Origin of the sequence: Bacillus sp. SD088, assembly GCF_017355205.1 — a bacterium.
GTDB lineage: Bacteria > Bacillota > Bacilli > Bacillales > Bacillaceae_C > Lederbergia.
This window is the reverse complement of the sequence record NZ_JADIJK010000014.1, coordinates 38,812-51,778: the sequence shown is the minus strand read 5'-3', so window position 1 is coordinate 51,778 and position 12,967 is coordinate 38,812. Positions and strand designations below refer to the sequence as shown.

At 37.9% G+C, this 12,967-nt stretch carries 16 protein-coding genes; 12 read left to right on the top strand and 4 right to left on the bottom strand.

Going from position 1 to position 12,967, the window contains the following annotated elements; genetic code table 11:
- The first annotated feature begins 11 nt into the window (after window positions 1-11).
- Complete coding sequence (locus tag IPU53_RS13500) at window positions 12-665, top strand: YrrS family protein (RefSeq protein ID WP_207451505.1); 654 nt, start codon at window positions 12-14, stop codon at window positions 663-665.
- Between the two features lie 16 nt (window positions 666-681).
- The gene (mtnN, locus tag IPU53_RS13495) at window positions 682-1,377 is read left to right on the top strand and encodes a 5'-methylthioadenosine/S-adenosylhomocysteine nucleosidase (protein WP_207451503.1); all 696 of its coding nucleotides are present in this window, start codon (window positions 682-684) and stop codon (window positions 1,375-1,377) included.
- 392 nt (window positions 1,378-1,769) lie between these two features.
- Here mtnN and sigK read toward each other — a convergent pair whose 3' ends face one another.
- The gene (gene sigK / locus IPU53_RS13490; protein WP_207451500.1) at window positions 1,770-2,498 is read right to left on the bottom strand and encodes an RNA polymerase sporulation sigma factor SigK; all 729 of its coding nucleotides are present in this window, start codon (window positions 2,496-2,498) and stop codon (window positions 1,770-1,772) included.
- Between the two features lie 158 nt (window positions 2,499-2,656).
- Between sigK and IPU53_RS13485 the strand changes: the two genes are divergently transcribed.
- Window positions 2,657-4,453, top strand: a complete 1,797-nt coding sequence (locus IPU53_RS13485; protein ID WP_207451629.1) for a M3 family oligoendopeptidase — start codon at window positions 2,657-2,659, stop codon at window positions 4,451-4,453.
- A 346-nt stretch (window positions 4,454-4,799) separates the two neighbouring features.
- Here IPU53_RS13485 and pssA read toward each other — a convergent pair whose 3' ends face one another.
- Window positions 4,800-5,336: a CDP-diacylglycerol--serine O-phosphatidyltransferase gene (gene pssA / locus IPU53_RS13480; protein WP_207451497.1), complete on the bottom strand. Its 537-nt coding sequence runs from the start codon at window positions 5,334-5,336 to the stop codon at window positions 4,800-4,802.
- Window positions 5,337-5,428: 92 nt separating this feature from the next.
- Between pssA and IPU53_RS13475 the strand changes: the two genes are divergently transcribed.
- The gene (locus IPU53_RS13475) at window positions 5,429-6,229 is read left to right on the top strand and encodes a phosphatidylserine decarboxylase (RefSeq protein WP_207451495.1); all 801 of its coding nucleotides are present in this window, start codon (window positions 5,429-5,431) and stop codon (window positions 6,227-6,229) included.
- Between the two features lie 31 nt (window positions 6,230-6,260).
- Here IPU53_RS13475 and IPU53_RS13470 read toward each other — a convergent pair whose 3' ends face one another.
- Entirely contained in the window at window positions 6,261-6,407 is a 147-nt protein-coding gene (locus IPU53_RS13470) for a sporulation histidine kinase inhibitor Sda (RefSeq protein ID WP_207451493.1), read from the bottom strand.
- A gap of 321 nt (window positions 6,408-6,728) precedes the next feature.
- Here IPU53_RS13470 and IPU53_RS13465 point away from each other — a divergent pair, with 321 nt between their 5' ends.
- The 8 genes from IPU53_RS13465 (at window position 6,729) to IPU53_RS13430 (ending at window position 11,969) form a co-directional block, all read left to right on the top strand.
- Window positions 6,729-7,250 carry a YqeG family HAD IIIA-type phosphatase gene (locus tag IPU53_RS13465; RefSeq protein WP_207451491.1) on the top strand — a complete coding sequence of 174 codons (522 nt, stop codon included), beginning with the start codon at window positions 6,729-6,731 and terminating at the stop codon, window positions 7,248-7,250.
- A complete protein-coding gene (gene yqeH, locus IPU53_RS13460) occupies window positions 7,247-8,356 on the top strand; it encodes a ribosome biogenesis GTPase YqeH (protein ID WP_242698290.1) in 1,110 nt (369 codons plus the stop codon). The genes IPU53_RS13465 and yqeH overlap by 4 nt, the downstream gene beginning before the upstream one ends.
- 27 nt (window positions 8,357-8,383) lie before the next feature.
- The gene (gene aroE / locus IPU53_RS13455; protein ID WP_207451487.1) at window positions 8,384-9,223 is read left to right on the top strand and encodes a shikimate dehydrogenase; all 840 of its coding nucleotides are present in this window, start codon (window positions 8,384-8,386) and stop codon (window positions 9,221-9,223) included.
- Window positions 9,217-9,507 (top strand): ribosome assembly RNA-binding protein YhbY, encoded by a 291-nt coding sequence (gene yhbY / locus IPU53_RS13450; RefSeq protein ID WP_207451486.1) that lies wholly within the window; start codon window positions 9,217-9,219, stop codon window positions 9,505-9,507. The genes aroE and yhbY overlap by 7 nt, the downstream gene beginning before the upstream one ends.
- Window positions 9,508-9,525: 18 nt before the next feature.
- The gene (locus IPU53_RS13445) at window positions 9,526-10,101 is read left to right on the top strand and encodes a nicotinate-nucleotide adenylyltransferase (RefSeq protein WP_207451485.1); all 576 of its coding nucleotides are present in this window, start codon (window positions 9,526-9,528) and stop codon (window positions 10,099-10,101) included.
- The gene (yqeK, locus tag IPU53_RS13440) at window positions 10,091-10,654 is read left to right on the top strand and encodes a bis(5'-nucleosyl)-tetraphosphatase (symmetrical) YqeK (RefSeq protein WP_207451484.1); all 564 of its coding nucleotides are present in this window, start codon (window positions 10,091-10,093) and stop codon (window positions 10,652-10,654) included. Before IPU53_RS13445 ends, yqeK begins: the two co-directional genes overlap by 11 nt.
- 218 nt (window positions 10,655-10,872) lie before the next feature.
- Window positions 10,873-11,229, top strand: coding sequence for a ribosome silencing factor (rsfS, locus tag IPU53_RS13435; protein WP_207451483.1), 357 nt, complete (start codon window positions 10,873-10,875; stop codon window positions 11,227-11,229).
- Window positions 11,229-11,969, top strand: a complete 741-nt coding sequence (locus IPU53_RS13430; protein ID WP_207451482.1) for a class I SAM-dependent DNA methyltransferase — start codon at window positions 11,229-11,231, stop codon at window positions 11,967-11,969. The genes rsfS and IPU53_RS13430 overlap by 1 nt, the downstream gene beginning before the upstream one ends.
- A gap of 124 nt (window positions 11,970-12,093) precedes the next feature.
- Here the strand turns inward: IPU53_RS13430 and comER are convergent, their stop codons facing one another.
- The gene (gene comER / locus IPU53_RS13425) at window positions 12,094-12,915 is read right to left on the bottom strand and encodes a late competence protein ComER (protein ID WP_207451481.1); all 822 of its coding nucleotides are present in this window, start codon (window positions 12,913-12,915) and stop codon (window positions 12,094-12,096) included.
- Window positions 12,916-12,967: the final 52 nt, after the last annotated feature.

The window sequence follows — 12,967 nt, the reverse complement described above, 5'->3', positions numbered from 1 at the left end:
GGGTGGATTATATGCCAGATAAATTTAATCGAATTAATTCACGTTATGAACAACGTGCAAAACGAAGGAAAACAAATATTGTACTAAATACATTGATTGCGATTGTAGTCATTCTTATTCTGATAGTAGGTGGCAATATTTTCCTAACAGATAGTAAGACAGAGAAAGAAATGAAAGAAGCAGCTAAAACAGAAGCACAAACAAAGGAAAATCAACAATCAGATGATAAGCAAGACAAAACAGATAAAGCAGGAGAAAAAGAAGATGCGGATGAAGAGAAAGAAACTGATGAGAATGCAGAAGACGAAGAGGTAATTGAAGAGGATAGTGATGAAGCAAATGTTGATAAAGTGATCAAAGATCCTTCATGGGAGCCAGTTGGCACAGAACAATCAGGTGAGCATCAATATTCTTCGGAAATGGGATCGACAGATTGGAATGAAAAAGAGAAGGCTGCTGCCTATGCCATTGGAATTTCCCCGGACAGTATGACAAATTGGTGGACTAGAAAAGGGGACGATACAGGAAGTCAAGCTATTATGACAGTATCTGAATCAAGTAAGCCAGATGAAGCTTATCGGGTATATCTTGAATGGGTTGATGGCGAGGGATGGAAACCGACAGAAGTGAAGAAGTTAATCGAAAACGATAAAGGTCAAGAATAGGAATGGGGTATGCAGCATGATCATTTCAATCATCGGTGCAATGGAGGAAGAGGTTTCGATATTAAGAAAGCAAATGGTCGATATAAAAACAGAGATTGTTGCTAATTGTGAGTTTACAGTTGGGAAAATAGAGGACAAGCAAGTAATCTTGTTGAAATCTGGAATTGGGAAAGTCAATGCAGCAATGTCAACATCGATATTATTGGAAAGATTCAAACCAGATATTGTGATTAACACTGGTTCTGCTGGTGGTTATCATCCTGACTTAAATATTGGAGATTTAGTGATCTCAACAGAGGTTCGCCATCATGATGTTGATGCCACTATTTTTGGGTATGAATATGGTCAAGTTCCACAAATGCCACCTGCTTTTAAGGCAGATGCTTTTCTTGTAGAAAAGGCGGTAAGAGCCGCTGAGAAAATTGACGAGATTCAGACAGTAGAAGGACTAATTGCAACAGGTGATTCATTTATGAATGACCCTGAAAGAGTGGAGTTCGTTCGTCAACAATTTCAGGATCTTTATGCGGTTGAGATGGAAGGAGCTGCGATTGCACAAGTAGCATCGCAATTTGATGTTCCTTTCGTCGTCATCCGATCTTTATCTGATATAGCAGGGAAAGATTCTAATATTTCATTTGACCAATTCCTTGAGACTGCTGCTGTTCATTCCGCTCAGCTTGTAGTAGAAATGATCAAGGAAATATCCTGAACTATAAAACATACTAAGATTAGTGGGTAAAGTCATTGACGAATGACTTTGCCCACTATTTCTGTACACGGATGTACTTGCATAATGCGCTTTAAGTAATCTTCACATCGTTCGGAACATGATTCGTCAACAAAAAAAGCATCGAATCATATAGTGGATTACTATTATAAGTTAAGAAAGCAACCCATCCCAAAAAGGATAAGGTTGCCATTGTAGCTTGTTGAACAAGCTGCTGAAATGTATCTATTCCATGACCAGCGGAAAGCGAAGTATATTTCCGAAGTAGAGGTATATGCACATACTTGTTCGGTTTTTTCTTTGATGAGAATACTTATGTCCCAGTCGTACTGTAATGAAAAACATAATATTATAACCCTTTATAAAGTGGAACCTCAATCATCTCCCTGCGTTTTTTTGAGTTTTTCTCTCTCTGCCCTATAAAATTCATGGAACATTTTCATCAACGCTCGTTTTTCAATTCGTGATACATAGCTTCTTGATATTCCTAACTCCTTTGCAATTTCTCTCTGTGTTCTTTCTTTTTTTAAGTTTAGTCCAAAGCGGCCGACAATCACTTGTTTTTCTCTCTCATCCAAAACGTCAATATATTTTTTTACTCGTTCTAATTCCATGTTTAATTGAATGGTGTCAAATACATCCTCCAGTTCTGACTTTAAAACATCGATCAAGGAAATTTCATTCCCTTCTTTGTCATGACCAATTGGATCATGTAATGACACATCTTTTTTTGTTTTTTTTAATGCCCGAAGATGCATTAAGATTTCATTCTCAATACATCTGGCAGCATAAGTAGCCAATTTGGTCCCCTTACCGAAGGAATAACTTTCAATTGCTTTAATCAATCCGATTGTCCCGATAGAAATTAGATCTTCTGCATCTTCACCAGTATTTTCAAACTTTTTTACGATATGGGCAACAAGCCGTAAATTATGTTCAATTAAAAGGTTACGTGCTGTTTCATCTCCTTCTGCCATTTGTTCTAAGTAGAGTTTTTCTTTTTCTGGGGATAAAGGTTGCGGAAAAGCGTTATTTTTTACATATGAAACAAGGAACATTAGCTCTTTGAATAAATACCCAATTGCCGCTAGTATCCCGGACAAATCCTCACCTCCATCTCCGCTTTCGCCTATATCTCATGTATATGAGTCCAGTTGAATAGTTTTGCTTGTCCAGACTAAAAACTTGAAGAACCTCTAAAATTATGAAATATAGGATAAGTCTTTTATAATGAATTGGAAGACAAGGTTGAGGAGGAATCATATTGAGAAGTCATTATGAAGAGACTTGGGACTTAGAAGTTTTTTTCGAAGGGGGAAGTGAATCACCCCAATTTGCCAAACATTTACAAAGCTTGAAGTCACAATTGAACCAATTTAAAGATCATGTTGAACATTGGACAATCCCGACAAGCAACAATGATACGTCGCTTTTGGAATTATTAGCAAATATGCAGACCGTCGCTGATAATATGGGACAGGCAGGAGCATTTGTCAGTTGTTTGCAAGCTCAAAATTTAAACGATGCAAAGGCGAATGAATTGCGTGGAATCGTCACAACATTACGTGCCCAATTCGAAACGCTTCTGACCGTATTCGATGAAAAAATATCCATGATCGAAGAAAATATTTGGCTAAGCTTATTAAAAAGGCCTGATTTTCAAGAAATCACATTCGTGTTGAATGAAAAAAGACAACAGGCATCTGAAAAGTTACCACAAGAACAGGAAGCTCTTATCCATGCATTAAGTGTAGATGGCTATCATGGCTGGGGAGAATTATATGATACGATTGTCGGAAAAATAAAGATACCCTTTGAAGAAAATGGAGAAATAACGGAGCTATCTGTTGGGCAAGCTGCCAATAAATTCTCGTCTCCTGATCCGCAAGTACGTCAACAAATATTTACTGCTTGGGAAGAATCATGGGAGCAAGAATCTGATGTATTGGCGGATACATTAAATCATCTTGCTGGTTTTCGGTTATCTGTTTACCACCAAAGACAATGGGATGATTTTTTGAAAGAAGCTCTAACATATAATCGGATGAGTGAAGAGACCTTAAATGTAATGTGGGAGACGATTTCTGCTCATAAACAACCATTTGTAGAGTTTCTTCAACGTAAAGCAGAGATTCTAGGTGTTGAACAGCTCAGTTGGCAAGATTTAGATGCACCGATTGGGAAATCCAATAAAACATATAGCTATCAAGAAGGCGCAGATTTTATTTTAAAGCATTTTAGTGAATTTGGAGATAAGTTACCTCAGTTTACGGAAAAGGCTTTTGCAGAGCGATGGATTGAAGCCGAGGACCGCCCAGGCAAACGGCCAGGAGGATTTTGTACGTCTTTCCCAAATAGTCAGCAATCAAGAATTTTTATGACCTATTCTGGAACACCAGGAAATGTCTCAACCCTTGCTCATGAATTAGGTCATGCGTTTCATTCTTATGTGCTAGAAGAGGTGAATCCCGCTAATCGTGATTATGCGATGAATGTAGCTGAAACAGCCTCAACATTTGCGGAAATGATTGTTGCCGATGCATCTGTGAAAGAAGCGCAAAATGATGATGAAAAGCTTGCTCTCTTAGAAGATAAAATTCAACGGTCTGTTGCCCTGCTTATGAATATTCACGCTCGTTTTTTATTTGAAACTCGTTTCTATGAGGAACGTAAAAATGGAATTGTGAATAAAAACCGTCTAAATGAGTTGATGACAGAGGCACAAAAAGAGGCCTACGGCGATGCTCTAAAAGAATATCATCCGCAATTTTGGGCCTCAAAATTACATTTCTTTATCACAGGCGTACCATTTTACAATTTCCCTTATACTTTTGGTTATCTATTTTCGCTAGGCATTTACGCCAAGGCGTTAAAAGAAGGGAAAAGCTATGAACAGAACTATATCTCGCTTCTCCAGGATACAGGTGCCATGACAGTAGAAGAACTCGCGAAAAAACATCTAGATGTCGACCTAACAAAAAAAGACTTTTGGGAACAAGGCATCCAACTGTGCGTCCAAGACGTAAAAGAATTTATGAAGATGACAAGAAAAGCGTAAGCGCCTGTTCAGCGACGTACAAATTTAAAGGGTTCAGACGAGATAAAGGAAACACGATGAGGAGAGAGGACGAATCGATGTTGACTTATCGTAGGAGGAAGCCGTAAATTTGCTAGTCGCTAGGCGCTGTAGCTAGACAAGAAAAGCGTAAGCGCCTGTTCAGCGACGTACAAATTTAAATAATAAGGTTGAACGGCAAAAATTGCGGTCCTGGCGACAGACTCAAATAGCGAGGTCCTGTCGCTTCGTCTCACTTATACATCCTGTACGTCGCAACACCGTTCTGATCAACATCCTGTTGGTTTAAATTAAGCCGGTCAACTCTTTCGAGGTGAACCGGCTTATATTAAACCTTTTTTATTGTAAAAGTACTAATCATCATGATGGATAAAAGAAGGCTAATAAGAATAAAAGAGTATGATGGTAGGTAAGGAATAGTAAGATAGCTCAGTGTAAGCAAACATCCTGCGGCTGTGATAGGAAGTCCCGTAAAATGCCCCTCATTTTCCGTAATATTAAATCTAGCAAGTCTAAAAGCTCCACAAGCAATATAGAAAACAGTAAAAAATATTCCTGGAAAACCAAACAGATGAAGAATTCCCTGATATAATAACAATGCAGGAGCGACCCCAAATGAAATAATATCACTCATTGAGTCCAGTTGTTTTCCTAAATCAGATTCAATATGAAACTTTCGGGCAGTCATTCCATCGAACCGATCAGCCAATGCAGCAATAAATATGAAGAGTAAGCCTAAATGATATTGACCGTTGATACAGGCTATAATGGCAAAACTACCTAATCCTAAATTGATAAGTGTTAAGAAATTTGCAGCATTTGCTTTCAACAAACGAACTGTCATATCCATTACATTGATTAACATTACAGCACCTCCTTTTAATTACAGGTCTTCTTTATAATTATAAAACTTTCCAACGAAAATGTTAACAAAATTATTTACCGGAGGAATATATTTTGAAAGAGCTATTATACCGAGCTATGATTAGAGCGACAAATGGTCCGATTTTTTCAAAGACCCTTTCACGATTTGCACAATCGAATATAAGTCGACCCCTCATTAAGCCTTATGCAAAAATTTTCCGAATCAATTTGGATGAAATGGCCGGTCAATGGAGCTCCTATCCGAATTTACATACATTTTTTACACGGAGGTTGAAAGCGGGTGTCCGCTCAATCGATGAACAATTTGATACGGTCGTGAGTCCAGTGGATGGCGTGATTAAAGAGATGGGGACGGTTGATTTAAATCAAGATATCATGGTAAAAGGGAAAAGATATTCCATTGCGGAAATGCTTGGTGGAAAGGAACAAGCCCAGGAATTTGTAGAAGGAACGTATATGATCATTTATCTAAGTCCTTCCCATTATCATAGAATACATTCTCCATTATTAGTGGAAAAAATGGATCAATACAGCCTTGGGGACCGGTCTTTCCCTGTAAATGCATTAGGCTTAAAATACGGGAAGGCTACTTTAGCGAGCAATTACCGAGTCATAACATTATTACAGCACGAAGGTGTTCGTTTGGCGATGATAAAAGTTGGAGCGATGATGATCAATTCGGTACAAGTGACAAATCACAATGAGACTTGGAAAAAAGGGGAAGAAATTGCCTACTTCTCTTTTGGTTCGACAGTTATGTTATTGTTTCCAAAAGCAACCTTTGAATCACTATTACAACAAGACCTACCTCTTCCTGTGAAATACGGGGAGCCGATTGGGAAAATAAAAACAAAGCGCCATAAATTAAGATAGAGACGCTTCGTACGAATCAAGTTCATTTTCGCTAGTTTAAAGTTACTTTTTCCGTATACTCTTCTAGTGATCGCCGGTGGAGCTCCAATTCAATTAGCTGAATAAAGTCGTAACTCAATTCGAGTTCTTTTGCTTTATAATAAGATTCAATCAATAGTTCGTCTGATAGCTTATTCATCAGCTTCACCTCCAGCAATTTTAATTCAACATGCATTCATAAAATAATAGGTTGTCTAAACGTTATTGTTACTTTAACAAAATTAAATCGTTGGAACAAGTGTTCCTTTATCCACAGGCAGAAGTGGATAACTTGTGGGCAACGTATGGATAAATCTGTTTAAGCTTGATATAACCACTTTAATAAAGTGAATAAAGTTATCCACAGATCCAAGTTTGTTAGAAAATGTCGAAAAGTATTTGGTATTAACAAAAAAGGTGCGATTTTGTCAAAAGTTAGGTAAGATACATTTATATATTTTTTTAATAGAGGTGCAAATCATTGCTGAAAAAATTCTTGCCAGGAGAATATGTCAAAAGTATTTATCATATTTCTCCAAGCGTATTAAAAGAAAAAGGGGTCAAAGGGATTATCACAGACCTTGATAATACATTAGTTGAATGGGATCGGCCGAATGCGACCCCACCATTGATTGAGTGGTTAAATGACATGAAACAACATCAGATTAAAATTACCATTGTGTCGAATAATAATGAAGAACGAGTGCGAATTTTTTCTGATCCATTGGAAATACCTTTTATCTCTAAGGCGAGAAAGCCGCTACGTACGGCTTTTAAGAAGGCTATGCTAACGATGAATTTGAAAAAGGAAGAGACAGTCATTATTGGAGATCAGTTGCTCACAGATATATTGGGTGGAAATCGCATGGGATTACACACGATTTTAGTTGTACCAGTTGCTAGCTCGGATGGTTTTTTTACTCAATTTAATCGTAAAATTGAACGTAAAATAATGGCGAATTTCAAGCGAAAAGGCTTGATTGATTGGGAGGAATCAAATTGAGTAATACCGAAGAATATATTTGTTATGGGTGCGGTGCCGCGATCCAGACTATAGATCCTAAAGGGGTCGGTTACGCACCAAGTTCTTCACTAGCAAAAGAAGAGATTATCTGCCAAAGATGCTTTCGTTTAAGACATTATAATGAGGTTCAGGATGTATCTCTTACAGATCAAGACTTTTTGAATATCTTAAATCAGTTGGCGAAAACAGATAGCTTGATTGTCAAAATTATTGATATCTTTGACTTTAATGGGAGTTGGCTTCCAGGGCTTCATCGCTTTGTAGGAAAAAATCCGATTTTACTTATTGGTAATAAAGCGGATTTGCTTCCCAAATCAGTAAAAGCGAATAAAGTGATTCAATGGATGAAAAGTGAGGCAAAACAATTAGGGCTTAGACCGGTGGATGTTCTCCTGACAAGTGCACAAAAGGGGTTCCATATTCAAGAGGTACTTGAGAAAATCGACCAGTATCGACAGGGAAAAGATGTATATGTTGTCGGTTGTACAAATGTCGGGAAGTCCACATTGATTAATCGGATTTTGCATGAAGCTGCGGAAGTGGACAACCTTATTACGACTTCTCATTTCCCTGGGACAACATTAGATATGATCAAAATTCCTTTACAGGATGGTCAATCATTAATTGATACGCCAGGAATTATAAATCATCATCAAATTGCTCACTTTGTAGGGAAAAAAGACTTAAAAATAATCACACCCAAAAAAGAAATAAAATCAAGGGTATTTCAGCTAAATGAACAACAAACCTTGTTTTTTGGTGGATTAGCTCGACTGGACTATGAAAAAGGCGGACGTCGCTCTCTCGTGTGTTATATGGGAAATGAACTTGATATTCATCGGACTAAATTAGAAAATGCTGATGCTTTATATAAAAATCATGTTGGAGAAATGCTTCAACCACCTCGAAAGAATGAACTTGAAGCATTTCCAGAGCTTGTTCGCCATGATTTTACGATTCGTGAGGGGAAGACAGATATTGTCTTTTCCGGTCTAGGTTGGGTGACAGTGCCAGAAGCTGGAGCCAAAATCGCTGCCTATGTTCCGAAAGGCGTTAGTGTATTATTACGAAAATCACTTATTTAATAGAGAGAGAAAGGGGAAATGTTGACGATGAAATTATATGGAGTGATTGGGGATCCGATCGCACATTCTCTGTCTCCTCTAATGCATAATCAAGAATTTAAAGAATTAGGGATGGAAGCTTACTATCATCCCTTTCATATTAAAGGAACTGATCTTGAGATAGCCATTAAAGGAATGAAAGCAATAGGGGTGGAAGGCTTTAATATTACGATCCCACATAAAACAGCGATTATCCCTTTCTTAGATCGAATTGATCCATTAGCTCAGGCTATTGGAGCGATTAATACTGTGATCAGGGAAAATGATCAATGGGTTGGTTTTAATACAGACGGGGAAGGGTTCATTAAGGCTTTACAAGCAGAATGGAAAGAAAGGTTAGAGAATGAGCGGGTATTAATTGTCGGAGCGGGCGGGGCAGCAAAAGCGATTTTTTATACATTATTATCAAAAGGGATTGGGCATATTGATATTTGCAATCGTACGGTCGAACGCGCGCTCAACCTCATGGAAATGTGCCCTTATAAAGGTCATTCGTCTGCTTTAACTTTTGCAGAAGCGGAAGATCGACTAAATGAGTATACATTAGTGATCCAAACGACTTCCATTGGGATGTATCCAGAGATGAATCAAAGCCCTTTTTCGTTAGCTCGATTAAACTCTCAGGCCTTTGTTTCTGATATTATCTACAATCCATTTCAAACGACCTTTTTAAAACAGGCAGAGAATCAAGGGGCCCAAACACAAAATGGCATAGGGATGTTTGTCTACCAAGGTGCCTTGGCTTTCGAGAAGTGGACAGGGGATATGCCTAATACACAAAGAATGACTGAAATCGTAATGAAACATTTAGGAGGAAAAGTATGTTAACCGGAAAACAGAAACGCTATTTAAGATCGACAGCTCATCATCTCCAGCCGATTTTCCAAGTAGGGAAGGGTGGAGTAAATGATAATATGATTAAGCAAATCAAGGAAGCCCTTGAAGCAAGGGAGTTAATCAAAATTAGCATATTACAAAATTGTGAGGAAGATCGGGAAACAGTGGGCAATGCTTTGTCTGCAGGGGCTAATGCTGAACTTGTGCAAATTATCGGGAATACGATCATTTTATATAAAGAATCGCAGGAAAATAAACAACTTGAATTACCATAGTATGAGGAGATTTGTAACATGCAAAAACAACGAATAGGCATTTTAGGCGGTACCTTTGATCCCCCGCATTTCGGTCATTTAGTAATCGCGAATGAAGTGTTGCATACTTTGGAATTAGATCAAATTGCTTTTATGCCTAACCAAGAGCCTCCTCATAAGGAAAGAAAAAGTGGTACAACCGAGTCTGACAGGGTGCGGATGCTAGAATTAGCTATTGGGGATAACCCTTGCTTTGCCATTGAAAAAATTGAATTGGAACGACAAGGAAAATCCTATTCACTTGATACAATGAAAATGTTAAAAAAACGAAACCCAGAGGTGGAATATTATTTCATTATTGGAGCAGATATGGTGGAGTATTTGCCGAAGTGGCACGGCATTGAAGAATTAGTTAATATTGTCTCCTTTATAGGGGTGAACCGTCCGAAATATGAGCTAGAAAGCCCTTATCCGGTTCAATATGTCGACATTCCCCAAGTGGATATATCTTCTTCGCTCATTAGGGAAAGATGTAAGCAGTCTTTTTCCATTAGGTATCTGTTGCCTGATAATGTGATTCAGTATATTGAGGAGAAGGGTTTATATGAATCATGATCAAGCTTTAGAAATTGTTCAGAGATCATTAGGGTCTGGACCACGGTATCAACATACCGTTAGAGTACTAGAAACAGCGATAATATTAGCAGACAGATATGGGGAAGATGTAGCCAAGGTTGAATTAGCAGCAATCTTCCATGATTATGCAAAAATGCTGGCAGTGAGTGAGTTGAAAAAGTTGCTATTGAAGGCAAATGAAGATCCACGGCTAGTAGAGTATCATCCCGAGTTATGGCATGGACCAGTAGCAGCCTATTTGGCTCGCGAGGAATTTGCGATAGAAGACAATGATATATTAAATGCGATTCGTTACCATACAACTGGTCGGGCAAATATGTCTCGTCTTGAAAAAATAATATTTTTGGCAGACTATATCGAGCCACAAAGAGATTTTCCAGGAATAAACGAAACGAGAGAGCTAGCTCGCAAAAATTTGGATGAAGCGGTGCTAAAAGCATTAAGTAATACAATCGTATTTTTATTAGCGAAAAAGGCCACTATTTATCCAGATACATTTGAAGCTTATAATGATTTAGTTAGAAAAGCGTAAGCGCCTTGTATGGAAGAAAGACTAAGTTCGCGACGTTCTGTCGGCAGACTTAAATGTTGCTTTGCCTGCACTAGTACATCCTTGTACGTCGCAGTGTCTTTGTGACCTACATTCTGCAGGCCTCCGGAAAGCGTCCGTGGAACGGAAATCAACGGTGACCAGCAGATTCGCCATTTGTAAATGATCTCGTTCTATTTAAAAAAGGGAGGAATTCGTTTTTGAGTACAGAAAAGCTATTAGATACTCTTGTAAAAGCAGCTGACGATAAGAGAGCAGAAGATATTGTTGTTCTTAATATGAAAGGTTTATCCTTGATTGCGGATTATTTTATCATTTGTCATGCCAATTCTGGCAAGCAAGTGCAAGCAATTTCTCGAGAAATGAAAGATGTTTCTGAAGAAATGGGAATAGATGTTAAAAAAGTAGAAGGCTTTGATGAAGGAAAATGGATTCTCATGGATTTTGGGGATGTGATCGCTCATATTTTCCATCGGGATGAACGTAGCTACTACAATTTAGAAAAACTTTGGGGAGATGCACCCATGATCGATGTATTAAGCAGGGTGAATCCGTAATGTATGGTCGCTTTGCCTATGTCTATGATGAGTTAATGAGCGATGTTCCCTATCATAAATGGCTTCAATTGGTAGAACGCGAGACACAAGCCAATCAAGTAAAAGGGAAACAAATCTTAGAAATTGCGTGTGGGACAGGAGAATTGTCTGTATTACTTGCACAAAATGGTTATGAAGTGACAGGTGTGGACTTGTCTTCGGATATGTTAATGGTTGCCCATGAAAAGACAGAAAGCATTCGTAAAAATATCCAATTTTATGAGCAAGATATGTCCAAGCTGGAAGATTTAGGAACATATAATATTGTAACGATTTTTTGTGATTCTTTAAATTATTTACAATCTCCTGACCAAGTTGTGCAAACATTTCAACGGGTTTTTACCCACTTGGATCAAAATGGATTATTTCTATTTGATATCCATTCTCTATATAAAATAGAACAAATCTTTATGGATCAAACTTTTTCATATGTAGATGAAGATATTTCTTATATATGGGATTGTTATCCGGGAGAGACATCCTATACGGTAGAGCATGATCTTACTTTTTTTCTAAAAGATCATGCTACTGGTCAATATGAACGATTTGATGAATTTCATACACAAAGGACCTATTCAGTAGCTGACTTTACAAAATGGTTAAAAGAAACTGGCTTTAAAATACGTTCTATTACAGCAGATTTTACGAAAGACGCCCCAAAAGAAGAGTCAGAAAGAATCTTTTTTGTCTGTCAAAAGTAAAAGCAATCTTTAAAGAGAAAGTTGAACCAGTGGGGAAGGCGCACATCCCTCCCTCACTGGGATTGAATACCAAAAAAATTTGATAAAATAGCAGGATTATCGTGAACCACGTCGAAAACTATACTTAATCGATAAAATCCTTTTCTAATTCTTGCACCTCCTTTGTATATTTTTTATGTGTTGCTTGAAAGACCTTTTCAAATGTATCGCCTAATTCGTTTTCTAAGACATCAATGCCTTCCCCGGTAATTCCACCTTTCACACATACTTTTTCTTCCAGCTCAGATAATGAATAATACCCTTTTTTTAAGAGATCTCCAAAGCCAACCAACATATGTTCAAACATTATTTCTGCAGTTTTTTTATCGATTTTTGTTTCTGCGACCGCTGCTTCAATGAACCGCCTTGTTATATAACTAAAAAATGCTGGTCCACAACTTACAATATCTGAAGAAACACGTGTGATTTCTTCAGGAATAAGCAGGGGGGTAGAAATCATTGAAAAGATTTCATGGAGGTCATCCTTCCATTTATCTGTACATCGCTCTCCAAAAGTAATTAATGTAACGCCTGTGAGCGCGCGATTAGTGATGCTTGGGATAGTACGTACACAAGAACTAGGAACCACTTTTTCTAACCAAGCTGTATGAATCGGGCTAGTAATAGAAGCAAGACATTGATCTGTTCTAAAATATTGCTTGTTTTCCTGCAGAAAACTGTAAAAATCTTTTGGTTTCAAACAAAGAAAGATAAGGTTGGAACTTTCAATTAATTCTTTGGGACTATTTGCGATGGTAATCCCCTGGTATTTATCTCTAAGCCTCTCAGCTTTTGCTGTTGTGCGGTTGATAATTATGAGGTTTGAAGGAGATATGGCCTTTCCTGTGAGAAGTGCTTCAGAAAGAATGGTACCCATATTTCCGATTCCGATAATTCCGACCTTCACGTTTCTCCCTCCTTCATCCATTACTCCTAACAAATGTATGCTGGTGCCCACA

Excerpts from the sequence above, each read along its gene's own strand:
- yhbY (WP_207451486.1), top strand. The coding sequence starts at position 9,217 with ATGTTAACCGGAAAACAGAAACGCTATTTAAGATCGACAGCTCATCAT.
- yqeK (WP_207451484.1), top strand. The coding sequence starts at position 10,091 with ATGAATCATGATCAAGCTTTAGAAATTGTTCAGAGATCATTAGGGTCT.
- IPU53_RS13470 (WP_207451493.1), bottom strand. The coding sequence starts at position 6,407 with ATGAATAAGCTATCAGACGAACTATTGATTGAATCTTATTATAAAGCA.
- IPU53_RS13430 (WP_207451482.1), top strand. The coding sequence starts at position 11,229 with ATGTATGGTCGCTTTGCCTATGTCTATGATGAGTTAATGAGCGATGTT.
- IPU53_RS13500 (WP_207451505.1), top strand. The coding sequence starts at position 12 with ATGCCAGATAAATTTAATCGAATTAATTCACGTTATGAACAACGTGCA.
- mtnN (WP_207451503.1), top strand. The coding sequence starts at position 682 with ATGATCATTTCAATCATCGGTGCAATGGAGGAAGAGGTTTCGATATTA.
- aroE (WP_207451487.1), top strand. The coding sequence starts at position 8,384 with ATGAAATTATATGGAGTGATTGGGGATCCGATCGCACATTCTCTGTCT.
- pssA (WP_207451497.1), bottom strand. The coding sequence starts at position 5,336 with ATGTTAATCAATGTAATGGATATGACAGTTCGTTTGTTGAAAGCAAAT.
- IPU53_RS13445 (WP_207451485.1), top strand. The coding sequence starts at position 9,526 with ATGCAAAAACAACGAATAGGCATTTTAGGCGGTACCTTTGATCCCCCG.